A 24,326-nucleotide genomic window follows, 5' to 3' on the forward strand; every position below is an offset into this window, starting at 1 on the left:
CCACTAAAAAGCCAGCAATTGCTGGCTTTTTAGGTTGAACAGGAAAGTTCTCAGGAAAAGTACAAAGGCCTTTCCCCTTCTTCATCCCGAATCGAGGTGGGCAACCCCATCTGATTGAGCAGGTTCAAAAAAGGCTGCGGTGGCAGCTCTTCCACATTGGCCATGGTTCCCACATCCCAGGTGCCATCTGCAATCAGCAGAGCCGCTGCCACGGGCGGCACACCTGCGGTATAGGAAATCCCCTGACTGCCCACTTCCTCATAGGCCTCCTTGTGGTCGGCGACATTGTAGATAAAGACTTCGCGCTCCTTGCCATCCTTTTTGCCCTTGACCAAATCACCGATGCAGGTTTTGCCCGTGTAATCCGGGGCCAGTGATGAAGGATCCGGCAGCACTGCTTTGACCACTTTCAGGGGCACCACTTCCTGCCCTTCAGCGGTCGTAACCGGCTGTTCCGATAAAAGACCCAGACTGTTGAGCACGGTAAACACGGTGATGTAACGCTCACCAAAACCCATCCAGAAGCGAATATTGGGCACATCCAGATTCTTGGACAGAGAATGGATTTCATCATGCCCGGTCATGTAGCTGGTGCGCTCCCCCACCACCGGCAGGTTGTCGGTGCGTTTATTTTCAAACATCTTGTTTTTGGTCCACTGACGATTCTGCCAGGACCAGACACGACCGGTGAATTCACGGAAGTTGATTTCGGGGTCAAAATTGGTGGCAAAATAACGACCATGATCCCCGGCATTGATATCGATGATATCGATGGAGTCCACAGTGTCAAAATACTCATCCACCGCCAGCTTGGCATAGGCATTGACCACACCCGGATCAAAACCCACACCCAGAATGGCGGTCGTTTTGGCCTTGGCAAATTCATCCTTGCGCGTCCACTCGTAGTTGCCGTACCAGGGTGGATCTTCACAAATCTTGTCAGGCTCTTCGTGGATGGCGGTATCCAGATAGGCAGCACCGGTATTGATACAGGCTGTCATCACCGACATATTGATAAAAGCAGAGCCAACATTAATCACAATGCGGGTTTCTGTCTTACGAATCAGCTCTTCAGTGGCAGCAATATCCAGAGCATCCAGAGCGAAGGTTTGAATCTTGCCGGGCAGCTTCATACTGCCTTTTTCTTCGACACTTTGAACAATGGCATCACACTTTTCTTTCGTGCGTGATGCCAGAACAATCTGGCCCAGAACATCATTATTCTGAGCGCACTTATGGGCGACCACCTGAGCAACGCCCCCACCTCCGATAATCAAGACATTCTTTTTCATTTCCGGACATCACTCCACTTTTAAAATTGGTTTACTGAAAGACTGCTACTGTAAGAACAAGGTATTGCCAAGTCAGGCTGTCCACGACAGGAAGTCGTGGCCAGAGCTTACAAGGATGTATTCACGCGTCCTGACTGGCAAGTTCCTTGTGCTCGTAATTTCTTCTCTCACTGACAAGAAAGTCTTGTTGTCCCTGCTCCGCTTGCCGCGAGCTTAGAGCAAGGTGTTGCCAGGTCAGGCTGTCCACGACAGGAGGTCGTGGCCAGAGCTTACAGGGATGTATTCACGCGTCCTGACTGGCAAGTTCCTTGCTCGGAATAAGTCTGCACACTAGGACAAAGCCTGCACAAAATCATCGTAGGAAAACTCTTTGATAAGCTCAACGCGACCATCCAGCTGTTTAACAGCAATAGACGGCATTTTCACACCATTAAACCAGTTTTTCTTAACCATCGTATAGCCCGCCGCATCCTGAAAAGACAGCCGATCACCAATCTGCAAGGGCTTTTCAAACTGGAATTCACCGAAGATATCCCCGGCCAGACAGGATTTGCCACAGACCTGATAAGTGTAATCACCCTGATTGGGTTCCAGTTTGGCCGTTTCCCGGTAGATCAGAAGATCCAGCATATGGGCTTCAATCGAAGAGTCGACAATTGCCAGGTCTTTGCCGTTGTTGAGCAGATCCAGCACCGTGACTTCCAGGCTGGTGGAGTTAGTGATGGCGGCTTCGCCGGGTTCCAGGTAAACCTGAACACTGTAACGCTCAGCAAAATCCTTCAGGCGCTGACAAAAGCGTTGCAGGGGGTAACCTTCGCCCGTGAAGTGAATGCCACCACCAAGGCTGACCCAGCTGACTTGTTCCAGCAGATGTCCAAAGCGGGTTTCGATGACTTGCAGGAGTTCATCAAAACGCTCAAAGGAGGCATTTTCACAGTTGTTGTGAAACATGAAGCCTGAGACCTGATCCAGAACCGCGGCAATCCTGTCCGGGTCGTGTTCACCCAGACGGCTGTGCGGGCGGGCCGGGTCAGCAAGGGTAAAATCTGAAGAGCTAACGCCGGGATTGACCCTCAAACCAAGGGTTTTGCCTTCGGAAACTGCAGAAAAACGTTCTAGCTGGCTGATGGAGTTGAAGATGATTTTGTCACTGTGAGCCAGCACTTCTTCAATTTCATCATCGGCATAGGCCACGCTGTAGGCATGGGTTTCCCCGGCAAATTTTTGTTTGCCCAGTTTGACTTCAAAAAGGGAAGAAGAAGTCGTGCCGTCCATGTACTCCTGCATCAGGTCAAAGACACCCCAGGTGGCAAAACACTTGAGCGCCAGCAGGGACTTGGCCCCCGACTCTTCGCGCACCCTGGCAATGATTTCCAGGTTGCGCTTAAGTTTGCTTTTATCGATCAGATAGTAGGGCGTTTTGAGCATCTTCTTCCCTCAAAAAACGCGCGATTATATACGATAAACGCTCTTGGTCATCACTTTTGACATCAGAGTCATCATTTTTTTAACCGGCCTGGGAAACTCCACACCGCCAGCCTGAAGCGCCCAATCGGCATGATGCGCTTCATCTTCATGCATCTGGCGCAGAATGGCCCGTGAACGCTCATCCTGGGCGGGCAGGGACTCAAAGTGTTCTTCCAGGTGGTGGCAGACCTGATCTTCGGTGGCCGCGACAAAACCCAGGCTGTATTTATCACCGGCCTTGCCTGCTGCTGCACCGATTCCAAAAGAAAGCGCATAGAAAACCGGGTTAAGCAGACTGGTGCGGCTGTCCAACTCCTGAAGGCGTTGATCACACCAGGCCAGATGGTCAATTTCTTCCTGGGCAGCCAGGGTCATCTGATCACGGACTTCTTCCAGTTTGGCGGTCATGGCCTGGCCCTGATAAAGCGCCTGGGCACAGACTTCGCCGGTGTGGTTGATGCGCATCAAGCCGGCAGCGTGTTTGCGCTCGGCTTCATCCAGATCCGGCTGTTCATGCTTATTCATGGGGTTGGCACGATAAGGTTGGGCGGCCTTGGGCACCAGGGTCCGCAGCAGGGTATCAAACTGGCCAATCGCCTGATCAAGGGGGCTTTGCTGACGAGTCAGGGACATAAGGATGCCTCCGGTTGAATTTATGTTGGTTTGATATCGTTCACAGACAGAGTGAAATCCCACAACTTCTGTAGGAGTTCGCTCCGCGAACGATACAAAAAACCTCGCTCATGGAATGAGCTCCCACAGCGATTAGCTACTCTGCCACACCCAACTGCTTCAACGTATGTCGGGCGATCATTTTTTCTTCATTGGTGGGGATGGCGAAGATTTTGACCCGGCTGTCGTCGGCTGAGATCAGGTATTCATTCGAGGCGTTGCGGCGCGGGTCGATTTTCATGCCCAGCCAGGCGCTCTGTTCAACAACTGCAGCACGCAGGTCGGCATCATTTTCACCCACACCGCCGGTGAAGACCATGACATCCAGACCACCCAGAGCTGCAGCCAGGGAGCCGGTTTCGCGGGCAATGCGATAGACAAACATGTCGATGGCGGCTTTGGCCAGGGGATCATCCGACTCTTTGAGCACTAGCATTTCTGAGCCGATGCCACCGGAAACACCGTACCAGCCGCATTCCTTGTAGAGCATTTTTTCCAGGGCCTTGGCATCCATCCCTTTTTCCTGCATCAGATACAGAAGCACCCCAGGGTCAAGTTGGCCTGAGCGGGTGCCCATAGGCAGACCTTCCACGGCCGTGAAGCCCATGGTGGAGGCTTTACTCTTGCCCTGGTCGATGGCACACATGGAACTACCGGCTCCCAAGTGGGCGACCAGCAGTTTTTTCTGGGCCAGCCCTTCATCCAGGCGGCTCAGTTTGTCATGGATGTATTCATAGGACAGGCCGTGAAAGCCATAACGACGTACCCCTTCGTCAGTGTACTTGCGGGGAATCGCAAACTCCCGCGCCACCTTGGGAATACTGGTATGAAAGGCGGTATCAAAGCAGGCCACCTGTGGGCAATCGGGTAAAAATTCCCGGCACAGGTGGATCAATTTGAGATTATAAGGCTGGTGCAAGGGAGCCAGGGGAATCAGGGTTTCCAGAAACCCCAGCACCTGGGCATCAACAACAACGGGGCTGGAGTAGCGATCACCACCGTGGACAACCCGATGCCCGACCCAGGCCACTTCAAAGTGCGGGGTATTGTTGGCAATCCAGTCCAGCACCACTTTCAAAGCACTGGCATGAGCCTGGTTATGGGCAACATCCAACTGGTCTTTATCCAGGATTTCCTTGTCAACCAGTACGCCGTCCGGGTTTTCACTGTGATCATAGATTTCCAGTCGTGCAGGCCCACCCAGGTTGGCCACCTTGACGCGAAAATGCTGGGCCACCCCCCCTTCCTGAACATCAAACAGGGAGCATTTCAGGCTGGAGGAACCGGCATTCACCACTAAAATCATTTTTGTCTTGGTTGTCATAACTTACTCCAGGCGGCCCATTTTGCGAGCGACCATCACGGCAACCGCACAGGAAGAAAGACGCTCCAGAGGCTTGGCTGCACGACTGGTGAGGATGATGGGCACACGTGCCCCCATGACAATACCGGCCGCTTTGGCATTCGCCAGGTATTGCAGCTGTTTGGCAAACATATTGGCGGATTCCAGATCCGGGGCCATCAGGATATCGACATCACCGGGAACCGGAGATTTGATGCCCTTGTCTTCGGCGGCTTCGCGGGAGATGGCATTGTCAAAAGCCAGCGGACCATCCACCAGAGCACCGGTGATCTGGCCCCGATCCAGCATCTTGCACAGGGCAGCGGCATCCAGAGTGGATTGAATATTGGGTTTGACCTTTTCCACGGCAGACAGAATCGCGGCCTTGGGCAACTCAACGCCCAGAGCGTGCGCACAATCAATGGCATTCTGCAGAATATCGCGCTTTTCCATCAGATTCGGCGCAATACTGATTGCCGCATCAGTAATAAACAGGCTCTTGTGGTAGCTGGGCACATCCATGACAAACACATGCGACAGGCGACGCTCGGTACGCAAGCCACCGGTTTTGGAAATCACCGCGCCCAGCAGCTCGGAAGTGCCCAGCTTGCCTTTCATCAGGGCATGAACATCACCACACTTGGCCATTTCCACTGCTTTTTCAGCGGCTTCATGGCTGTGTTCGGTGTTGATGATGGGATAGTCTTTCAGATCCAGGTTGTTTTCCTTGGCCACCTGACGAATCTTGGCTTCCGGGCCAACAAAAAAAGGCAGAATGATACTGGCTTCAGCAGCTTCCAGGGCACCATCCAGACTGTTGAAATCCACCGGATGCACAACTGCGGTGGGAACCGGGTCAGCATCCTTGGCTTGTTGAAGAATTTTTTCCAGCTGATAGTGCTTGACGTCTTTAACTTCCAAAGCGTGAGGTGCCAAAACCCTTTTGATCGCATCATTCATAGGTGCTCTATCCTTAAATCAATTAAATGAGTGAAGTTCCACAGCAGTCTGTCAGGCTTTAATGGCAAACTGATTTCATCCCGGCGGCCAGGTTAAGGCACGCCCAGCCAGCAGATGCATGTGGATATGCCAGACCGTTTGGCCGCCATCTTCATTACAGTTCATCACCACCCGGTAGCCGTTTTCGGCAAAACCCAGTTCTTTTGCCAGTTTAGCTGCTGTCACCTGCAAGCGACCTACCAGTGCAGCATCTTCTTGATCCAGATCATTTAAAGTGGCTAGATGCCGTTTGGGAATGATCAGAATATGAGTGGGTGCCTTGGGATCAATATCATGAAAAGCCAGCACCTCATCATCTTCAAAGACAATTTTCGAGGGAATCTCGCGGTTAATGATTTTGCAAAAAAGGCAATCTTGCATAATTCTTTCCTTATTTTTCAAGGTACTGCAATTTGTCTGACTGACCATCCCATTCCGCCGCATCCGGCAGGGGATCTTTTTGTTCACTGATATTAGGCCAGACTTCCGCCAGCTCGGCATTGAGCTCGATGAAGTTTTCCTGCCCTGCCGGCAATTCATCTTCCGAGAAAATGGCTTCGGCTGGACATTCAGGTTCACACAGGGCGCAATCAATGCACTCATCAGGATGAATGACCAGAAAGTTAGGGCCTTCGTAAAAGCAATCGACTGGGCAGACTTCCACACAGTCAGTGTATTTACAGCGAATGCAGTTTTCGGTTACGACAAAGGTCACGAGCATCTCCGGAGTTATTGGTTCAGGCTTGGAAGCCATTTTATACCTGCACCAGGGATGCAAGGTGTTGCTTGGTCAGGCTGTCCACGACAGGAAGTCGTGGCCAGAGCTTACATGGACGTATTCACGCGTCCTGACAAGCAATTCCTTGCAGCCAGCTGTAGAGGGACAGGCACAGATCATTTGCAGTGCATTCTAGACTGGCATCTACATTTTTTCAGCCCTGGTTTTCAGTGGCGGGCTTTTTCCTGCAGCCGATACAGCAACTCCAGTGCCTGACGGGGTGTTAGGTCATCCGGGCTAAGCTGGCTGATTTCTTCCACCACCGGATGCGGTTGGCTGGCAAACATGTCCGGTTGCCAGGGCTGGGGTTCCGCATTGGGTTCCTTGGCCTGTAATGCGCGATCCTGCTGTTTGTCCAGGACTTCCTGTTTTTCCAACTGGGTCAAACGCTCACGGGCACGGTCGATGACTTCATCCGGCACTCCGGCCAGACGTGCGACCTGCAGGCCGTAACTCTGGCTGGCGGGTCCGGGTTCCACCTTGTGCATGAAAATCAGTTGTTCGGCGTATTCGCTGGCCGAAAGATGAACATTGGCAACCGTTTGCAGTTCATCGGCCAGGGTGGTCAGTTCGAAGTAGTGGGTGGCAAAAAGCGTCCAGGCTCCCAGTTGCGCCAGTTCTTCCGCACAGGCCCAGGCCAGGGAAAGACCATCAAAGGTGGAGGTGCCCCGCCCCACTTCATCCATCAACACCAGGCTCTGACGGGTGGCATTGTGCAGGATGTTGGCGGTTTCGGTCATTTCCACCATAAAGGTGGAGCGCCCGGAAGCTAGATCATCGGAAGCACCGATGCGGGTAAAGATGCGATCCACTGGCCCCAGGCTGGCACTGGCCGCCGGAACCGCTGAGCCGATGTAGGCCAGCAAGGTAATCAGGGCAATCTGGCGCATGTAGGTGGATTTACCCCCCATATTAGGGCCGGTGATCACCAGCATGCGGGTTTCGGGATTGAATTCCAGATCATTGGCGACAAAGGGATCGGTCACCACCTGCTCGACCACAGGATGGCGACCCTCTTTGATCTGAATACCTTCCTGATCACTCAATACCGGCAGACACCAGTTAAGAGTTTCCGCCCGCTCGGCCAGATTCTGCAGAACATCCAGTTGCGCCAGGGCGGCTGCGGTCATCTGCAAACTGCCCAGGTGTTCATTGAGGACATCGAGCAGTTCTTCATAAAGCTGTTTTTCACGAGTCAGCGCCCGGCTCTGGCTGGACAGCGCCTTGTCCTCAAAGACCTTCAGTTCCGGGGTAATGAAACGTTCGGCATTTTTCAGCGTCTGGCGGCGCTGGTATTCCACCGGAGCCTGATCCGACTGGGCACGGCTGATTTCAATGTAGTAGCCATGCACCCGGTTGTAGCCCACCTTGAGCGTGGACAAGCCGGTACGCTCTTTTTCTCGAACTTCCAGATCCAGCAGAAAACCCCCGGCATTGTCTTTCAGGGCTTTAAGCTCATCCAGTTCGTCATCATAGCCTGAGGCTATTACACCTCCATCCCGTATCACCACGGGGGGATTTTCCACGAGAGCCCGCTTGAGCTGATCGGCCAGCTCCGGCAGAGGCTCCAGTTGTTCATTCAGTTCGGCCAATAACGGAGCCTGCAAATCAGCCAACTGGTGTTTAAGCTCCGGCAAGGCCAGCAAAGCATCCTTCAGGCGGGACAGGTCGCGGGGCCGCGCCGAACGCAGAGCCACGCGGGACAGAATTCGCTCCAGATCACCGATGGCTTTCAGGGGCTCACCCAGTTGCAATTCAAAGCTTTTACTCTGTAATTCCTGAAGTGCCTGCTGACGACCTTGCAAGCGGGCCTGATCACGCAGCGGACGATGCAACCAGCGGCGCAAAAGACGTGAACCCATGGGAGTGGCAGTGGCATCCAGCACCTGAAGTAGTGTGTGCTCACTACCACCGGCCAGATTGGTATCCAGCTCCAGATTACGGCGGCTGGCGGCATCCATGAGCACGGCTTCCTCTTCATCCTCCAGCACCAGGGAACGCAGATGCGGCAGGGCTGATTTTTGGGTTTCTTTGGCATATTCCAGCAGTGCCCCCGCAGCAGCCAGGGCAGGCTGGAGGTGATCACAACCAAAGCCCCGCAGATCCTGCACCCCGAACTGTTCGCAAAGCTTGCGCTGGGCTGTTTCACGATCAAATTGCCAGGGCGGCAAACGCCGCAGCCCCCGAAAATCCTTCCAGGCAGCAGGTAACTGGGCGGTTTCATCCACCAGCAGTTCCGAAGGCGACAGCCGTGCCAGACCGGTTTCCACCTGAGTCTCATCCCGGGTTTCACTGACCACAAAACGACCACTGGCCAGATCCAGGCTGGCAAGGCCATAAGTGGATTCCCACTGAAACAGAGCCACCAGCAGATTGTCGCGCCTTTCATCCAGCAAGGCTTCATCGGTCAAAGTGCCGGGGGTGACAATACGCACCACCTGACGCTCCACCGGCCCCTTGCTGGTGGCCGGATCACCCAGCTGCTCGCAAATGGCCACGGATAAGCCCGCCCTGACCAGCCGGGCCAGATAACCCTCGGCAGAATGATAAGGAATCCCGGCCATGGGAATCGGCTGACCGGCTGAAGATCCGCGTTGCGTCAGGGTGATGTCCAGCAAACGCGCCGCTTCCCTGGCGTCCTCAAAAAACAGCTCGTAAAAATCACCCATACGGTAGAAAAGCAGAGTCGTCGGATACTCCCGCTTGATCTTGAGAAACTGACGCATCATAGGTGTGTGGTTGGAAAAATCTTCTTGTGACTGACTCAACAATTCACCCTTTTTATTGCCAAAAAACCTGTGGAGGAGAACTATATCTTACTCGGCAGATTGCCGGTAGACACGACTGACCCCAAAGCCTAACATCCAGACCGGTAAAGATCCTCTGATCGATAAAGGCTGAGAGATGCAACGCAACCCAATGATTGAAAAACTGGCCACTTTGGCCCTGGCAAACAACTGGATGCTGGCCACGGCTGAATCCTGCACCGGTGGAGGTATTGCCAAGGCCCTGACGGAAGTGGCCGGGAGTTCCGCCTGGTTTGGTTATGGGTTGGTGACCTATTCCAACCAGGCCAAACAGCAGCTTCTGGGCGTTCAGGAAACCAGCCTGCAGGCCTTTGGTGCCGTCAGTGAACAGGTGGTGAAGGAAATGGTAGCCGGTGCCTGCAGGGTCAGTGGTGCTGACTTTGCTGTGGCAACCAGCGGTGTGGCTGGCCCCGGCGGCGGTTCTGCAGAAAAACCGGTGGGCACTGTCTGGCTGGCCTGGGGTAACCTTCAGGAGCAGCAAGCCTGTTGCTGCCATTTTTCCGGCAATCGCCGCGACATACGTGAAGCCAGTATCGACACTGTCCTGGAGCAACTTTTGGACTTTCTGGAAAAAAAATAACACCGCTTCTTTGCAATTAACACTGGTAACCTATACAGTCTTTTTATAGAATCCAACTCAAGCAAACACTTCCACTTTTCGCAAGGATCTTCACTCATGGCAATTGATGAAAACCGCCAGAAAGCCTTAACTGCAGCTTTAGGTCAGATTGAAAAACAATTCGGCAAGGGTGCGGTCATGCGCATGGGTGACCAACCCCGCGTGACCATGCCTTCCGTATCCACCGGTTCTCTGGGTCTGGATATCGCCCTGGGCATTGGCGGCCTGCCCTATGGCCGGGTGGTGGAAATCTACGGCCCGGAATCCTCCGGTAAAACCACGCTGACTCTTTCCGTTATTGCCCAGGCCCAGAAGCAGGGTAAGACTTGTGCCTTCATTGATGCCGAACATGCTCTCGACCCGGTTTATGCCGAAAAGCTGGGCGTGAATATTGATGACCTGCTGGTTTCCCAGCCGGACAATGGCGAGCAGGCTCTGGAAATCACCGATTCCCTGGTGCGCTCCGGCGCAGTGGATGTTCTCGTGGTTGACTCGGTCGCCGCTTTGACGCCGCGTGCGGAAATTGAAGGCGAAATGGGTGATTCCCACGTTGGTCTTCAGGCGCGTTTGATGTCTCAGGCACTACGCAAGATCACCGGCAACATCAAAAATGCCAACTGCCTGGTGGTTTTCATCAACCAGATTCGCATGAAAATCGGCGTCATGTTCGGTTCGCCCGAAACCACAACCGGTGGTAATGCCCTGAAATTCTACGCTTCAGTCCGCCTGGATATTCGCCGCATCGGTGCCGTCAAGCAGGGCGATGAAGTCACCGGTAATGAAACCCGTGTCAAGGTCGTCAAGAACAAGGTTTCCCCTCCCTTCAAGCAGGCCGAATTCCAGATTCTTTACGGCAAGGGCATCTACCATGCCGGTGAGGTGATTGATCTGGGTGTGCAGTGCAAGCTGGTGGAAAAAGCCGGTGCCTGGTACAGCTATCAGGGCACCAAGATTGGTCAGGGCAAGGCCAATGCCGCCCAGTACCTGGAAGACAACCCTGCCATCATGGAAGAAATCGAGGCGGGTATTCGTGATCAGTTGCTGACCAAACTGGAAGACAAAAAGCCCGCCGAAGCTGAAAAAGAGACGGCAGCCACGGACGAACTGCCACCGCTGGACGAATAAAACCTCGGTGCCTGCAAAGTGGCTGATGCAGACCTTCAGGCATGGCAAAAAGGGCTCAGGGAAAGAGCCTTTCGACTTCTTGCCCGGCGTGAGCACAGCCGCAAGGAACTGGCCAGCAAGCTGCTGACCCCCCGCAACTCCCCCAGCAAGCACAAAATCCAGCCACCCCCTGAAGACCTGAGTCACCAGGAGATTCAGGATGAAATCGAACAGCTCCTGAACAAGCTGGAAGCCAATGATCTGCTGAGTGACGAACGCTTTGCGGAAACTCTGACCCGCCAATACCTGCGCAAGGGCAAAGGGCTTCTGGCTCTGCAGCAAGCCTACCAAGAGCACCAACTGGATTCTGAAATCACCCGCCCGCTACTCGACTGGCTCGCCCCCTTGTGGGAAGAGCAAGTCTGGCGGGTCAGAATCAAGCGTTTTGGTGACCAACCACCAGCTGACCAGAAAGAAGCCGCCAGAATGCAGCGGTTTCTGGCTTCACGGGGATTCACACCCGAGCAGATCCGCAAAGTGGTTTTTCCATAGAAAGGTTGCCTACAGTGACTGCGCAGCGGTAGGGTTATTCCTTTACCACCAATACTTGTATTCAATGAAACCTCTAACACGCCTGCTTACATTCACACTGTTTGCCCTTTGGTCCGCCTTGAGTTGGGCCAATACTGAGCGTGTGGAGCTTTCTTATCTGGAAGACCCTCAGAGTCAGCTGGCTATCCAGGATGTATTGCAACTTGATCCCCAGGCTGACTTCACCCCCCTGAATCTCGACAGTGGCTATGTCAACCTGGGTGTTTCTTCCTCCAGCTTCTGGTTACAGCTGCAATTCTGCACGCCCTACCAGGAGGCCCAACCGGGTTATATTGAGTTTGGCTATTCCGGCTTGAGTCTGGTGGAATTTTATAATGACCAGGGGGACTTGCTGACTCAAACCGGCAACTCCCTGCCTCTGGAAACCCGACCCATCATTAACCGCCACTTCAGTTTCCCCATAGAAATGCAGGGCTGCTCAGACACCTATTATTTCCGAGTCAAATCATCCAATGTGCTGATTTTTCCACTCTATGTGCACACTCAGAACGAATCCGCACAACAGACCATCCAAAACCATCTGGTTAACTTTACCTACTATGGTGCTCTTCTGGTGGTTACTCTCTACTTTTTTGTCTTTTCGCTGATCCTAAAAGAAAAATCCTTTTTCTATTACAGCATCGTCGCCGCCTTGCTTCTGGCTGCTCATTTTTCCGGTTATGGTTTTGCTCGTTTACTGCTCTGGCCGGAGGCCATCATCTGGGATCAAACGGCGGAAATGGTCTTTTATTGCCTCGCCGGGGCGGCAGCTATCGCTTTCACTCAAGAGTTTTTACAAACAGCCCGCCGACAACCTTACTTCCACCGGCTTTTCAACCTGCTGCTGGTGCTGTTTATAGTCCTGGGTTTTGCCATGGCCGTGGGACCTCAACTCCAATGGTCTTTAGCCTGGGTGGTTAACCTGATGCACGTGACGGGGCTGGCAGCCGCTTCGGGGGTGCTTGTAGCGGGCTGGCGGGCATATCGCCAGGGTGTTTCCAGCGCTTTGCTCTTCCTTCTGGCCTGGCTTTGCCTGTGGGGTGGAGTCGCTGTGCTGATCTTAACGGCAGCCGATTACCTGCCCGCCAACTACGCAACCTATAACGCCATTCAACTGGGTTCTTCTCTGGAACTGCTGCTTTTATCTCTGGCCCTGGGGCATCGACTTTATCTGCAGCGCCGGGACAAGGATAAAGCAATGCACCTCGCCGCTCAGGCCGATAAGGACAGACGCGAGGCTCTGGAACAAACCAAGGAAGAACTGGAAGAGGCTGTTGCAGAAAAAACCCAACAACTGCAACTTTCTCTGGAAAAGGAGCAGGAACTCCACCAGCAATTCCTGAGGCTCAGCGGACTGGTTTCCCATGAGTTCCGCAATCCCCTGTTCATCATTTTCGGGCATCTGGAATTACTTACCAATCGGGACAAAGAACCCTCGGTTCACCTCAAGGCCATCCATGAAGCAGCCATTCGCCTGAACGAACTGTTGGATCAATGGAGTCTGGGGAAGAAGGTGAACACCCAACTGCTGGATATCCAGTTTAAACCCTGCAACCTGTTGGATTTTGTGGAGGAGGTTCATCAACGAATTTCTGACCTTCATCCCGAACGCTCCATCCACAAAGAAGTGCCCAACTCCCTGCCTGCCTCTCTTTCAGTTCATGCAGACAGCAAACTTATGGATCTTGCTATTTTCAATTTGCTCGACAATGCTTGCAAGTATTCACCCCCTGACCAGCCTCTGCACCTGGGGCTGGCCTTTACCGAACAGGAGGCTGAAATTTATGTCAGGGATTTCGGTGAGGGCATTGCCTCTGAAGAACAGGAGCGAATTTTTTCTGATTACTACCGCACACAGCAAAAAGACAAGCAAACACCGGGGCTGGGGTTGGGACTGGCTTTGGTCAAGCGAATTGTTCAAGCCCACCGGGGGCAAATCACGGTCAGCAGTCAACCCGGTGAAGGCAGTTGTTTTTCCATACACTTGCCCCGACATTCAGGGGACTGATTCTCACTGTATTCAGGCCGATTATCATTTTTTTGCGAACCCCGTATAATGGGCAACCAAAATACGCCAACCGCACACTTATTAGAGAGGCAAGATGAAAAGCGCCGAAATTCGCGAGGCTTTCCTGAAGTTCTTTCAATCCAAAGGTCACACGGCTGTACCCTCCAGCTCACTGGTTCCTCAGGATGATCCCACTCTGTTGTTCACCAATGCCGGGATGAATCAGTTCAAGGACTGTTTTCTGGGTCTGGAGCATCGTGGCTATACCCGTGCCACCTCCACCCAGAAGTGTGTGCGGGCCGGCGGTAAGCACAATGACCTGGAAAATGTCGGTTACACCGCCCGCCACCACACTTTTTTTGAGATGCTGGGCAACTTCAGTTTCGGTGATTATTTCAAGGAAGAAGCCATTCATTTTGCCTGGGAGTTTCTGACAGGGGTTCTCAAGTTTCCTCAGGATAAACTCTGGATTACCGTTTACGCTTCAGACGATGAAGCCTATGCCATCTGGAACCAGAAAATCGGCGTACCTGCCGAACGCATTATCCGCATTGGCGATAACAAGGGTGCGCCCTACGCTTCGGATAATTTCTGGGCCATGGGTGATACCGGCCCCTGCGGCCCCTGTACGGAAATTTTTTACGATCACGGTGAAGAGATCTGGGGTGGCCCACCCGGCACCCCGGAAGAAGACGGCGACCGCTATATTGAAATCTGGAATGTGGTTTTCATGCAGTATAACCGCAGTGCCGATGGCAAAATGGAACCCCTGCCCGCGCCTTCGGTGGATACCGGCATGGGTCTGGAGCGTCTGTCTGCGGTACTCCAGGGCGTGCATTCCAATTATGAAATTGATCTTTTCCAGAATTTGCTGCAGGCCTGCGCTGAAGCCATCGGCTGTGAAAATGATTCTGCCCCTTCACTGCGCGTAGTGGCCGACCATATTCGTTCCTGCAGCTTTTTGATTGCTGATGGTGTTCTGCCCTCCAATGAAGGTCGCGGTTATGTGCTGCGCCGTATTATTCGCCGAGCCTGCCGTCATGGCCACAAACTGGGGGCTGAAGGCAGCTTCTTCTACAAAATCGTTCCTGCCCTGGTCGCGGAAATGGGTGATGCTTTCCCCGAACTGAAGAAATACCAGGCGCATATCGAAAAGGCTCTGCAACTGGAAGAAGAACAGTTTGCCAAGACTCTGGATAAGGGCATGAAAATTCTGGAACAGGATCTGGCCGAGCTTAAAGGCGAAGTGATTCCCGGCGAAGTGGCTTTCAAGCTTTATGACACCTATGGCTTCCCGCTGGATCTGACCGCAGACATTGCCCGTGAACGCTCACTGACCGTGGACGAAGCTGGCTTTGAAAAGGAAATGCAGTCCCAGCGTGAAAGAGCCAGAAGCGCCAGCCAGTTCGGTATTGATTACAACGCTGTGGTGAAGGTGGATAAAGCTACCGAGTTTACCGGTTATGATGCGGCAGAAGATGAGGGCAAAATTCTGGCTCTTTATCGTGACGGTCAAGCGGTCGAGCGACTGAATGAAGGTGAAGAAGGTCTGGTTGTACTGGATCAAACCCCCTTCTATGCCGAGTCCGGTGGTCAGGTCGGCGATACTGGCCATCTGCTGACTGATAGCAATCGCTTTGATGTTCGCGATACCACCAAGGCCGGTGAAGCTCATGTTCACCAGGGTATTCTTGCTGAAGGCAGCCTGCAGGTCGGACAAACTGTGACGGCCCGAGTGGACAACTCCATCCGCCACAAGACCCGCTTGAATCACTCAGCGACTCACCTGTTGCATGCCGCATTGCGCCAGGTTTTGGGCGAAGGTGTTCAACAAAAAGGCTCTCTGGTGGATTCCCAGCGCCTGCGCTTTGACTTCAGCCATAATGAGCCGGTCAAACCCGAACAGCTGGCTGAAATCCAGCAGCTGGTCAATGCCCAAATTCGCGCCAACACCCCAACACAAATCGAATTACTGGATCTGGAAAGCGCTAAAGCCAAGGGAGCCATGGCTTTGTTTGGGGAAAAATATTCCGATGAAGTGCGGGTGTTGAGCATGGGCACCGAACAGGCAGGCCAGCCCTTTTCCATTGAGCTGTGTGGCGGCCTGCATGTTGAACGCACCGGTGATATTGCCTTGATGCACATCACCAGTGAAACCGGTATTGCTTCCGGTGTTCGTCGGATTGAAGGCGTGACCGGAGAAGCTGCACTGAATTTCCTGCTGGATCGTGAACAGCAGCTGGAGCAGGCAGCGGCGCAATTGAAAACCCGCCCTGAACAGCTTTTGGAACGCCTGGAAAGCCAGCAGGAGCGCACTCGTCAGCTGGAAAAAGAAGTCCAGCAACTCAAGAAAAAACTGGCCTCCGGCACGGGCAGTGACCTGACCGCCGGAGCCCAAGAAATCGGTGGCTTCAAGGTACTGGCCACCCAGATTGAAGGCGCAGACATGAAAACTCTGCGCGAGTTGATGGATCAGCTCAAACAAAAGCTGGCACCCGCAGCCGTGGTGCTGGCAGCAGTTGAAGGCAACAAGGTTAGCCTGGTCGCCGGTATGTCCGGTGATGCCAAAGATCGGCTGCATGCCGGCAAGCTGGTTAATCATGTTGCCCAGCAAGTCGGCGGCAAGGGTGGCGGACGCCCCGACATGGCACAGGCCGGTGGCACAGATGCCGCCAGCCTGCCAGACGCCCTGGCATCGGTACACGCCTGGGTGGCTGAACAACTGGGTCAGGATTAATTCACAAGTAACCCAATACAACCCAAAAGGATCTCTATGGCACTTTATGTACAGAAATTCGGCGGAACCTCCGTGGGTACGCCCGAACGCATCAAAAAGGTCGCTGAACGTGTAGGCCGTTTCCGCAAGGAAGGCCATGACGTGGTGGTGGTGGTTTCCGCCATGAGCGGTGAAACCAACCGCCTGATTGACTTGGCAAAACAAATTCACGAAGAACCTTCCCCCAGGGAAATGGACATGCTGGTTTCCACCGGTGAGCAGGTGACCATCGCCCTGCTGGCCATGGCCCTGGAGCAACAGGGTGTCCCTGCAACCTCCTACACAGGTGCCCAAGTGGGTATCGTTACTGATCAGGCCCACACCAAAGCCCGCATCAAGGAAATTGACACGGAATCCATCCGCGAAGACCTGAATGAAGGTCGTGTAGTGGTTGTGGCCGGTTTCCAGGGCGTTGATGAAGACGGCAATATCACCACCCTGGGTCGTGGCGGCTCGGACACTACGGGTGTTGCTCTGGCTGCCTCCCTGAAGGCTGACGAATGCCAGATCTACACCGATGTTGATGGCGTTTACACCGCTGATCCACGGATTTGCAGCAAAGCCAAGCGCCTGGAAAGCATTACCGTGGAAGAAATGCTGGAACTGGCCAGCATGGGTTCCAAAGTACTCCAGATCCGTGCCGTGGAATTTGCTGGTAAGTACAAAGTGCCTTTGCGGGTGCTCTCCAGTTTTGAAGAAAATGAAGGCCCAGGCACACTAATTATTGCAGACGATGAGGAGACTCCCTCGATGGAAGAACCACTGATTTCCGGTATTGCCCACCACACCAATGAAGCCAAGCTCACTGTTCTGGGCGCCCCCGACATCCCCGGTGTTGCCGCCAAGATTCTAGGCCCTATTGGTGACAACAACATCGAAGTCGACATGATCGTGCAGAACGTTTCCCCGGATGGCAAATCCACCGACTTTTCCTTCACTGTTGCCCGCGGTGATTACAAAAAAGCCCAGGAAATTCTGGAAGAGGTTGTCAAGGAAATGGGCTCCGGCAAGGTCATCGGTGATACAGCCATTGCCAAGGTCTCCCTGGTGGGTGTGGGCATGCGTTCCCATGCCGGTGTTGCCAGTCTGATGTTCAAAACCCTGGCGGAAAACAGCATTAACATCCGCATGGTTTCCACTTCTGAAATCAAAATTTCCGTGGTTCTGGACGAGAAGTTCACCGAACTGGCAGTGCGCTCCCTGCATACCGCTTTCGGCCTGGACAAGCAGGACTGAACGTCCTAGGCTTATAAACGAAAAATATCCGTCAGATAGCTAAAAATCATTTAACATTTTTATGTGTTTGACGGATAATTAAACAGTTACTGTAAGATGGAGAAGCACAGCTTCTGGAGAGAAGTTGATTTCTTGCAGTAACTCAAATCGGGGTAAGTACAGCAGTCGTTCGCTGACTTTTCCCTGCCTGTTGAGATTTTACTTCTCTGGACTGCTTGATAAGGAGATTCCACATGCTCATCCTAACCCGCCGCGTTGGTGAAACCCTGATGATCGGTGACGATGTCACTGTGACTGTTCTGGGTGTCAAAGGTAATCAAGTTCGGATCGGCGTTAATGCCCCCAAAGAGGTGGCAGTGCACCGTGAAGAAATTTACCAGCGCATTCAGCGTGAAAAGGAAGAAGAGGGTAACCAGGGTAATATTTAATACTCTGCCTGCTTCACCACGCCACGGTCTGCAAAGGGTTTTAAAGCTTTTTGTGGCCGTGGTTTTTTTGTGTCTGGAACCCCAACCCCTTGGCAGTTAAAGTTTTTCTTTACAGGGGTAGACAAACCCGAAGCACGTGGTATCATGTGCGCCGTGTTGGAGAGGTGGCCGAGTGGCTGAAGGCGCTCCCCTGCTAAGGGAGTATAGGGCAATCCCCTATCGAGGGTTCGAATCCCTCTCTCTCCGCCACTTCTGAAGTTTCAGATCGTGCGCTCGTAGCTCAGCTGGATAGAGTACCTGGCTACGAACCAGGCGGTCGGAGGTTCGAATCCTCCCGAGCGCACCAAATCTGAAAACTCAGTTACTGCAAGAATTAGGTCAATGTTGTGCGCTCGTAGCTCAGCTGGATAGAGTACCTGGCTACGAACCAGGCGGTCGGAGGTTCGAATCCTCCCGAGCGCACCATACCTGAATTCACCCCCTCCTTTTAGTTACTCTTCATCCAGTCCAGCCAGTTTCCTAAATGACTCAGGAATAGCTGCTGCCTGATGGGCCTCATAGTCAAAAAACACCATACCCGTTTTGGCCAGAGCAACGACCTTGCCATCGCCGCGTAGCACACGGTGATAAATTTCCAGCCCTTTACTGCCAATATCTCCAATGGCCAGCTCAATACTTAATTGATCCGGATAAAAGGCTTCCACCTTGTAGTTGACCGCCAGTTCGGCAACCACCCAGCCAACCTGACCGCCATCAATGCTCAACTCACTCAGATCCGATTCAGCCAGCCAGCTGCAACGGGCTTCATGCATCAGGGTGACCAGGGTGTCATGTCCCAGATGCTGTCCGTAATTGATATCATTAATACGCAAATTGAGCTGATGGCAGTAAACAACCTTTTCTGGAAACTCCAACTTGATTCTTGGCATGCAAACCTCCGAAGATAAAAAAAGCCCAGACAAGCTGGGCCAATTCATACGAACTCAGTTACAAACAAGCGTTTGATTCCAATAGCTTACTCTTTGCTTTCTTCGCGGGCAATAGCCCGATAGCCTATGTCTTGGCGGTAAAAACAATCTTTCCAGCTGATGCCTGCTGCCAGTTGATAGGCTCTTTTCTGGGCTTGGGAAACACTGGAACCCAGGGCCGTGGCACAAAGCACACGACCACCGGCAGTGACCACTTCCTCACCTTGCAAACGGGTACCGGCGTGAAACACCTTGGCATCCGGGGCCTCCACTTGTGGCAAGCCGGAAATCACCTCACCCTTGGCATAGCTTCCGGGATAACCCCCTGCAGCCAAAACCACACCCAGAGAAGCCCGCTCATCCCACTCAGCCTTCACTTGATCCAGGCGACCTTCCAGAGCCGCCTGGCAAAGAGCAATCAGGTCGGATTGCAAACGCAGTAGAATCGGCTGGGTTTCCGGGTCACCAAAACGGCAGTTGTACTCAATCACCTTGGGGGCACCAGTGGCATCAATCATCAGACCCGCATACAAAAAGCCGGTGTAGTCGTTACCTTCCGCAGCCATACCCTGCACGGTCGGGTAAATCACCTCATCCAGCACCCGCTGATGAACTTCAGGGGTCACCACAGGAGCCGGAGAGTAGGCTCCCATACCGCCGGTATTCAGCCCGGTATCGCCATCTCCAACCCGCTTGTGATCCTGGCTGGTGGCCATGGGCAGCACATTCTTGCCATCCACCATGACAATAAAGCTGGCTTCCTCACCTTCCAGAAACTCTTCAATGACCACGCGGGCACCGGCATCCCCAAAGGCATTGCCGGAAAGCATATCCTTGACGGCAGCTTCGGCTTCTTCAAGGGTCATGGCAACAATCACGCCCTTGCCGGCGGCCAGACCATCGGCCTTGACCACAATCGGAGCCCCTTTCTCCTGGAGATAGGCCAGAGCCTCATCAACCTGGGTAAACACCCCGTAAAAGGCCGTGGGAATCTGGTGACGGGCCAGAAAATCCTTGGTAAAGGCTTTGGAGCCTTCCAGCTGCGCAGCACCTTGCGAAGGCCCGAAAATGGCCAGACCCTGTTGCTGAAAATAATCCACCACTCCTTCAACCAGAGGAACTTCCGGCCCCACGAGGGTCAAGCCAACTTCTTCTTTTTTTGCCAGCTCAGCCAGGCCTTTGAAATCCAGAACATCCAGCGGCACATTGCTGACCTTCGGCTCCAGAGCGGTGCCCGCATTGCCGGGTGCAACCAGGACCTGGCTGACCTGAGAAGACTGAGCTGCTTTCCAGGCCAAAGCGTGTTCACGCCCTCCGCCACCGATCACCAATACTTTCATTGCTTGCTGCTCCTCTTAAAAAAACGGTTGGTTGCTTGCCAAAACGCCTATTATCGCAGATTTTCACGCTCCAGGCCCAGTCAGTGCAGATGGATTCAAACATTATTTATTCAGTGTTTTGCCCGGTTCCTGCAGGTTATTGCACTAGCTGAAGCACTAAAAAAATGAATAACAACTTTTTTGCTTTTTAGTGTTTGACCCCTATTGTGCAGTGCACTATATTGAAATCACTTGCTGCAGTGCAGCAAAGAAATTTTCCCAACACAGAGGTACTTATTATGTTTGATAAAATGATGTCCGATATGCAGTCCATGATGAAGCCTTACCAGGAAAGCCTTAATGGCAAGCAGCTCAAGCCTGTTACCAACCTGATGATGATTCAGGCCAAAGCTTTTGAAAAGCTGGGTGCTGAACAGGCACGCTTTTACACTGAGTGTGTTGAAGCCATCAGCAAGCAGGTAGAAGGTCTGGGTAGCAAGTCGGATCCTGCCGGTCTGCAGGAAGCTCAGTTCAATTTCGCTCAGGACATGCAGGATCGTGTGGGTCGTCTTTTCAAGACCAACATGGATATTCTCAGCCAGGCTCGTGACAACGCCACTACTGAGCTGGAATCCATTAAAGGCAAGGTTCAGGAAACGGCAACCAAAGCCACCAAGGCAGCCTGATTACCCTTTTAACAGCTTGTTACTCAGCAAACTCCCTCTGCCTGTTTAATAAGCTGTTTTTTTGCCCAGCCAAAAGGCTGGGCTTTTTTATGTTTAACGGTTGGATTGATCATCCCCATCCTGGGAGTCATTCTGATCCTTGTGGTCCCGCTGCAATCCCGGACGCGATAACTTTTTCCAGAGCAGAAGATTCTGCTCCGCCACCTTGCGCATGACTTCCATGGGGTTGGCTGCCTGCATGGGGTTTCCTTTCATCACCTGCTGCATCTGCTCGCGCAGGAGTTTCTGCTGTTCCAGAAAGGTGCCAATGCTTTGTTCAAGGTAACCACTCATGGAGTGCTGCATACTGTCACCATAAAAACGGATCAGTTGCTGCAACACCTTGTTGCTGAACATGGGTGTGCCTTCCGCTTTCCCCCCCTGGTTTTCCTGCTCGGTAATAATTTGCAGCAGGATATTGCGGGTCAGGTCTTCTCTGGATTTGGAGTCTTCTACCCGAAACTCTTCCCGGTCAACAATCAGTTGGCGTATATCTTCCAGAGTCACATAGCGACTCTCCGAAGTGTCATAGAGACGTCGGTTGGCATATTTTCGGATAACTCGCAAAGGGCACCTCACTGGGAAAAGCTAAAAAGACTAAAGTCTGAAGGGGCATTCTAGCATTATATGATTTTTAATCACCCTAAAGCTGTTACCTTCTTGTCATCCTCCTGTGTTTCGCTAGACTAGTAAGAAAGCCCTAGGAGAACATCATGCTACTTAAAATACGAAAAAGCAGTGCAATTTACTTTATTACCAATGACACACCAAAGGGTCGACTGATCAATCTCAGCAGTCACCTTTACCTCAATTTACATCAGATCACTGAACTGTCCCACTACACCCTCAAGACCTCATTGGACAAACAAAGTGTGGATGGCAAAAAGCTGACTCTGACACCAGATACCAAGGTATTGCACCTGAGTATGGCTCCGACTTTTGCCTCTTATGAAGACAAAGCGGAAAAAGGCCGTCGTCTGCATGAAAGACGCTTTTATACCCTGCACTTTCTGCCCGAGGCCATCCAGGAGTACCTGGCCATCCGTCAGGCGCTGAATGGCCAGATCCTCAACGACGACTAGAGATTGCTGGATCCTAGAAAGTGGGGCACTGGGAGTCAGATGCAGGGCGCTCAATACAAACCGAATAATAGTATTCGGAACTGTTTGTAGAGAAGCGGCGGCTGTTCCCGCTTCCAGAAGCACTCAGTTGCCCTTCACTGGCCAGGGTTTGCCAGCGCCCCGGCTGCAGGCGAACCTGGCTTTCCACCTCACTGCCACTGAAATCTTTCTCCAGCGTACGGCTGGAGAAAGCCAGAACCACCTCCTCCCCGCGGGCATGCGCCTGAACCCAGACACCACCGGCCATCCATTGATATTCTGTATGCTGGTTCCAGGCTTTTGTTTTTGAAACAGGAACCCAGAAGCCCCGTTCCAGCCGGGCAGGCACCCCAGCGGTCAAGCGCAGCGTGGTCAAATCATTTCTGGAGGTCGAATAATGCCGCGAGGTGGAAGTCTGCCGCTTCTGCAAGTCCACCTTGCCCTGAGAAAACAGCAAGCGGTATTCTTCTTCAGGCTGGTCCAGGGCTGCCACCAGGTCTTCAATATCGCCCAGCTCTTCGTCAGGGCCACGGAGCAATAAACGCTGCTCCTGCCCGGAAACACTGACCTGATCACCCAGATGCGGTTTCAGACCTGAGATGACCTCTTCAGTGGAACGATGTTCAAGGTCAATAATGAGCGTCGAGCGCTGCCCGGCCGATTCGGCAGCCAGCCCGCCAGAGAACAACACCATCAACAAGCACAGCAGCAGACGTTGCATAGGACAACCTTAATGGCAATTCATGTCAAAGGAGTATAACCAAGTCTTCCGCTATGAGTCGATCTGCATAATTATTCAACGTTACTTCACCTCTGGTTACACCTTAACAGGCTTTACCAGTGGAAGTTTACCAAGCAAAGGCCCTACAATATTACAGCTAGGCTGCGAAAGTTGCCTTTTTCAATTTCAACTGTGAAAAGAACAAGGAATATTATGTCTCAGCCAATGACACTTGAACAAAACCCATCTCCATCACAGCCCAGGTTTGTGCGCAAGCGCTACCCACTGATCAGCCTGCAGTTGCCCGTCACCTTTGAGCTTCAGGCCGGTGAATTCAAGCTGGATACTGCTGAGATCTCCCATGAAGAGCTGAGGGTCAACTGCCCGGCCGCACAAATCCCCCGGCTGGTTCCCAGAACAGCCCATCACCGCCCCGATGAAAAAATTCAGCACCGGATTCAGCTCGATCTGGATAAGGATGAAACCCTGGATCTGCAGCTGGAAGTCAGTTTCTGCCGTCGTTATTCACAAAAAGAATTCAAGGTTGGTTTCCGTTTCAAGGACATCAATGAAGAGCAGCAAAGAAAACTGCAATTAAGACTGGAAGAAGCCCTGAGCCAGAATGCCCGGCCCGCCAGTATCATCAACTAGAGCTTTTTTCCTTGAATCTATTGTTACTGGATGCCAGTGAGCTGAACATCCATTATGAGGCCTGTCTCACTGACCGGCGGCACCAGCATCTGAAAAGCATTCATAAGCCTGTTGCAGGCGATCATTTCAAAGCCGGCATCATCAATGGCCAGGTGGGAAGCGCTGTTATTCTTGAACACACCAGCGACTTCACCCGGATTCAGCTCACGCTGGAGACCTCACCCCCTGCAGCCCTGCCGGTGACCCTGCTACTGGCACTGCCTCGGCCGCGCATGCTGGCCCGCAGCCTTGAGCATCTCTCGACCCTGGGGGTCAAGGATATCCACCTGCTGCACACGGCACGGGTTGAAAAAAGCTACTGGCAGTCACCCGAGTTGCAAGCCGGAAAAATTCACCAGCACCTGCTGCTGGGCCTGGAGCAAGCCAGGGATACTCTCCTCCCCCAGGTTAGCTTTCACCAGCGCTTCAAACCCTTTGTCGAAGACCACCTTCCCGAACTGAGTGCTGCCAGTCGCAAGCTGGTGGCTCACCCCGGCAACTACCCTGAATGCCCCAGAGGCCTGCAGGAGCGGGTCACTCTGGCCATCGGTCCAGAAGGTGGTTTTGTGGATTATGAGATCGACAAGCTGGTTGCAGGTGGCTTCCAGCCAGTGCAGTTGGGTGAGCGCATCCTGAGGGTGGAAACAGCCGTGACCGCTCTTCTGGCACGGCTGTTTTAACGAG

23 protein-coding genes and 3 tRNA genes are annotated in these 24,326 nt (G+C 52.9%); 14 read left to right on the forward strand and 12 right to left on the reverse strand.

The window, feature by feature from the left end; translation table 11 throughout:
- Nucleotides 1-50 precede the first annotated feature (50 nt).
- From LG323_RS06680 to mutS, 8 genes are all read right to left on the reverse strand, one after another.
- Nucleotides 51-1,292 carry a saccharopine dehydrogenase family protein gene (locus LG323_RS06680; RefSeq protein WP_404419962.1) on the reverse strand — a complete coding sequence of 414 codons (1,242 nt, stop codon included), beginning with the start codon at nucleotides 1,290-1,292 and terminating at the stop codon, nucleotides 51-53.
- A 330-nt stretch (nucleotides 1,293-1,622) separates the two neighbouring features.
- Nucleotides 1,623-2,720, reverse strand: coding sequence for a carboxynorspermidine decarboxylase (nspC, locus tag LG323_RS06685; protein WP_404419963.1), 1,098 nt, complete (start codon nucleotides 2,718-2,720; stop codon nucleotides 1,623-1,625).
- A 24-nt stretch (nucleotides 2,721-2,744) separates the two neighbouring features.
- On the reverse strand, nucleotides 2,745-3,392 hold the full coding sequence (coq7, locus tag LG323_RS06690; protein WP_404419964.1) for a 2-polyprenyl-3-methyl-6-methoxy-1,4-benzoquinone monooxygenase: 648 nt from the start codon (nucleotides 3,390-3,392) through the stop codon (nucleotides 2,745-2,747).
- A 136-nt stretch (nucleotides 3,393-3,528) separates the two neighbouring features.
- Nucleotides 3,529-4,755: an acetate/propionate family kinase gene (locus LG323_RS06695; RefSeq protein WP_404419965.1), complete on the reverse strand. Its 1,227-nt coding sequence runs from the start codon at nucleotides 4,753-4,755 to the stop codon at nucleotides 3,529-3,531.
- A 3-nt stretch (nucleotides 4,756-4,758) separates the two neighbouring features.
- Nucleotides 4,759-5,733 (reverse strand): bifunctional enoyl-CoA hydratase/phosphate acetyltransferase, encoded by a 975-nt coding sequence (locus LG323_RS06700; RefSeq protein WP_404419966.1) that lies wholly within the window; start codon nucleotides 5,731-5,733, stop codon nucleotides 4,759-4,761.
- A gap of 75 nt (nucleotides 5,734-5,808) precedes the next feature.
- Complete coding sequence (locus LG323_RS06705; RefSeq protein WP_310696702.1) at nucleotides 5,809-6,153, reverse strand: histidine triad nucleotide-binding protein; 345 nt, start codon at nucleotides 6,151-6,153, stop codon at nucleotides 5,809-5,811.
- A 10-nt stretch (nucleotides 6,154-6,163) separates the two neighbouring features.
- On the reverse strand, nucleotides 6,164-6,487 hold the full coding sequence (gene fdxA / locus LG323_RS06710; protein ID WP_310696703.1) for a ferredoxin FdxA: 324 nt from the start codon (nucleotides 6,485-6,487) through the stop codon (nucleotides 6,164-6,166).
- Nucleotides 6,488-6,717: 230 nt separating this feature from the next.
- Nucleotides 6,718-9,279, reverse strand: coding sequence for a DNA mismatch repair protein MutS (mutS, locus tag LG323_RS06715; RefSeq protein WP_404420117.1), 2,562 nt, complete (start codon nucleotides 9,277-9,279; stop codon nucleotides 6,718-6,720).
- Nucleotides 9,280-9,454: 175 nt separating this feature from the next.
- On the opposite strand from mutS, the gene LG323_RS06720 reads away from it, so the two are divergent.
- From LG323_RS06720 to LG323_RS06765, 10 genes are all read left to right on the forward strand, one after another.
- Nucleotides 9,455-9,937 (forward strand): CinA family protein, encoded by a 483-nt coding sequence (locus tag LG323_RS06720; RefSeq protein ID WP_404419967.1) that lies wholly within the window; start codon nucleotides 9,455-9,457, stop codon nucleotides 9,935-9,937.
- Nucleotides 9,938-10,033: 96 nt separating this feature from the next.
- Nucleotides 10,034-11,101 (forward strand): recombinase RecA, encoded by a 1,068-nt coding sequence (gene recA, locus LG323_RS06725; RefSeq protein WP_404419968.1) that lies wholly within the window; start codon nucleotides 10,034-10,036, stop codon nucleotides 11,099-11,101.
- Between the two features lie 18 nt (nucleotides 11,102-11,119).
- Complete coding sequence (locus LG323_RS06730; RefSeq protein WP_404419969.1) at nucleotides 11,120-11,632, forward strand: regulatory protein RecX; 513 nt, start codon at nucleotides 11,120-11,122, stop codon at nucleotides 11,630-11,632.
- 118 nt (nucleotides 11,633-11,750) lie between these two features.
- Nucleotides 11,751-13,679, forward strand: a complete 1,929-nt coding sequence (locus tag LG323_RS06735; RefSeq protein WP_404419970.1) for a 7TM diverse intracellular signaling domain-containing protein — start codon at nucleotides 11,751-11,753, stop codon at nucleotides 13,677-13,679.
- 94 nt (nucleotides 13,680-13,773) lie between these two features.
- The gene (gene alaS / locus LG323_RS06740) at nucleotides 13,774-16,416 is read left to right on the forward strand and encodes an alanine--tRNA ligase (protein WP_404419971.1); all 2,643 of its coding nucleotides are present in this window, start codon (nucleotides 13,774-13,776) and stop codon (nucleotides 16,414-16,416) included.
- Between the two features lie 36 nt (nucleotides 16,417-16,452).
- A complete protein-coding gene (locus LG323_RS06745) occupies nucleotides 16,453-17,691 on the forward strand; it encodes an aspartate kinase (RefSeq protein WP_310696643.1) in 1,239 nt (412 codons plus the stop codon).
- A gap of 233 nt (nucleotides 17,692-17,924) precedes the next feature.
- Nucleotides 17,925-18,119, forward strand: a complete 195-nt coding sequence (gene csrA, locus LG323_RS06750; RefSeq protein WP_114417451.1) for a carbon storage regulator CsrA — start codon at nucleotides 17,925-17,927, stop codon at nucleotides 18,117-18,119.
- Nucleotides 18,120-18,277: 158 nt separating this feature from the next.
- A tRNA-Ser gene (locus tag LG323_RS06755) sits at nucleotides 18,278-18,368 on the forward strand.
- A 20-nt stretch (nucleotides 18,369-18,388) separates the two neighbouring features.
- Nucleotides 18,389-18,465: transfer RNA gene (locus LG323_RS06760), tRNA-Arg, on the forward strand.
- A 42-nt stretch (nucleotides 18,466-18,507) separates the two neighbouring features.
- Nucleotides 18,508-18,584, forward strand: a tRNA-Arg gene (locus LG323_RS06765).
- Between the two features lie 26 nt (nucleotides 18,585-18,610).
- On the opposite strand, the gene LG323_RS06770 is transcribed toward LG323_RS06765, so the two are convergent.
- Nucleotides 18,611-19,048 carry an acyl-CoA thioesterase gene (locus LG323_RS06770; protein WP_404419972.1) on the reverse strand — a complete coding sequence of 146 codons (438 nt, stop codon included), beginning with the start codon at nucleotides 19,046-19,048 and terminating at the stop codon, nucleotides 18,611-18,613.
- A gap of 86 nt (nucleotides 19,049-19,134) precedes the next feature.
- Nucleotides 19,135-20,427, reverse strand: coding sequence for a phosphoribosylamine--glycine ligase (gene purD / locus LG323_RS06775; protein ID WP_404419973.1), 1,293 nt, complete (start codon nucleotides 20,425-20,427; stop codon nucleotides 19,135-19,137).
- A gap of 278 nt (nucleotides 20,428-20,705) precedes the next feature.
- Here purD and LG323_RS06780 point away from each other — a divergent pair, with 278 nt between their 5' ends.
- The gene (locus LG323_RS06780) at nucleotides 20,706-21,092 is read left to right on the forward strand and encodes a phasin family protein (protein WP_310696646.1); all 387 of its coding nucleotides are present in this window, start codon (nucleotides 20,706-20,708) and stop codon (nucleotides 21,090-21,092) included.
- Nucleotides 21,093-21,185: 93 nt separating this feature from the next.
- Here the strand turns inward: LG323_RS06780 and phaR are convergent, their stop codons facing one another.
- Entirely contained in the window at nucleotides 21,186-21,698 is a 513-nt protein-coding gene (phaR, locus tag LG323_RS06785) for a polyhydroxyalkanoate synthesis repressor PhaR (protein ID WP_404419974.1), read from the reverse strand.
- Between the two features lie 146 nt (nucleotides 21,699-21,844).
- Here phaR and LG323_RS06790 point away from each other — a divergent pair, with 146 nt between their 5' ends.
- Nucleotides 21,845-22,213, forward strand: coding sequence for a hypothetical protein (locus LG323_RS06790; protein WP_310696648.1), 369 nt, complete (start codon nucleotides 21,845-21,847; stop codon nucleotides 22,211-22,213).
- A 13-nt stretch (nucleotides 22,214-22,226) separates the two neighbouring features.
- On the opposite strand, the gene LG323_RS06795 is transcribed toward LG323_RS06790, so the two are convergent.
- Entirely contained in the window at nucleotides 22,227-22,952 is a 726-nt protein-coding gene (locus LG323_RS06795) for a hypothetical protein (RefSeq protein WP_404419975.1), read from the reverse strand.
- A gap of 213 nt (nucleotides 22,953-23,165) precedes the next feature.
- On the opposite strand from LG323_RS06795, the gene LG323_RS06800 reads away from it, so the two are divergent.
- Both LG323_RS06800 and LG323_RS06805 read left to right on the forward strand, forming a co-directional pair.
- Complete coding sequence (locus LG323_RS06800; protein ID WP_404419976.1) at nucleotides 23,166-23,603, forward strand: PilZ domain-containing protein; 438 nt, start codon at nucleotides 23,166-23,168, stop codon at nucleotides 23,601-23,603.
- Nucleotides 23,604-23,614: 11 nt separating this feature from the next.
- On the forward strand, nucleotides 23,615-24,322 hold the full coding sequence (locus tag LG323_RS06805; protein ID WP_404419977.1) for a 16S rRNA (uracil(1498)-N(3))-methyltransferase: 708 nt from the start codon (nucleotides 23,615-23,617) through the stop codon (nucleotides 24,320-24,322).
- Nucleotides 24,323-24,326 lie beyond the last annotated feature (4 nt).

Source organism: Marinospirillum sp. (genome assembly GCF_044810985.1).
Taxonomy (GTDB): domain Bacteria; phylum Pseudomonadota; class Gammaproteobacteria; order Pseudomonadales; family Halomonadaceae; genus Marinospirillum.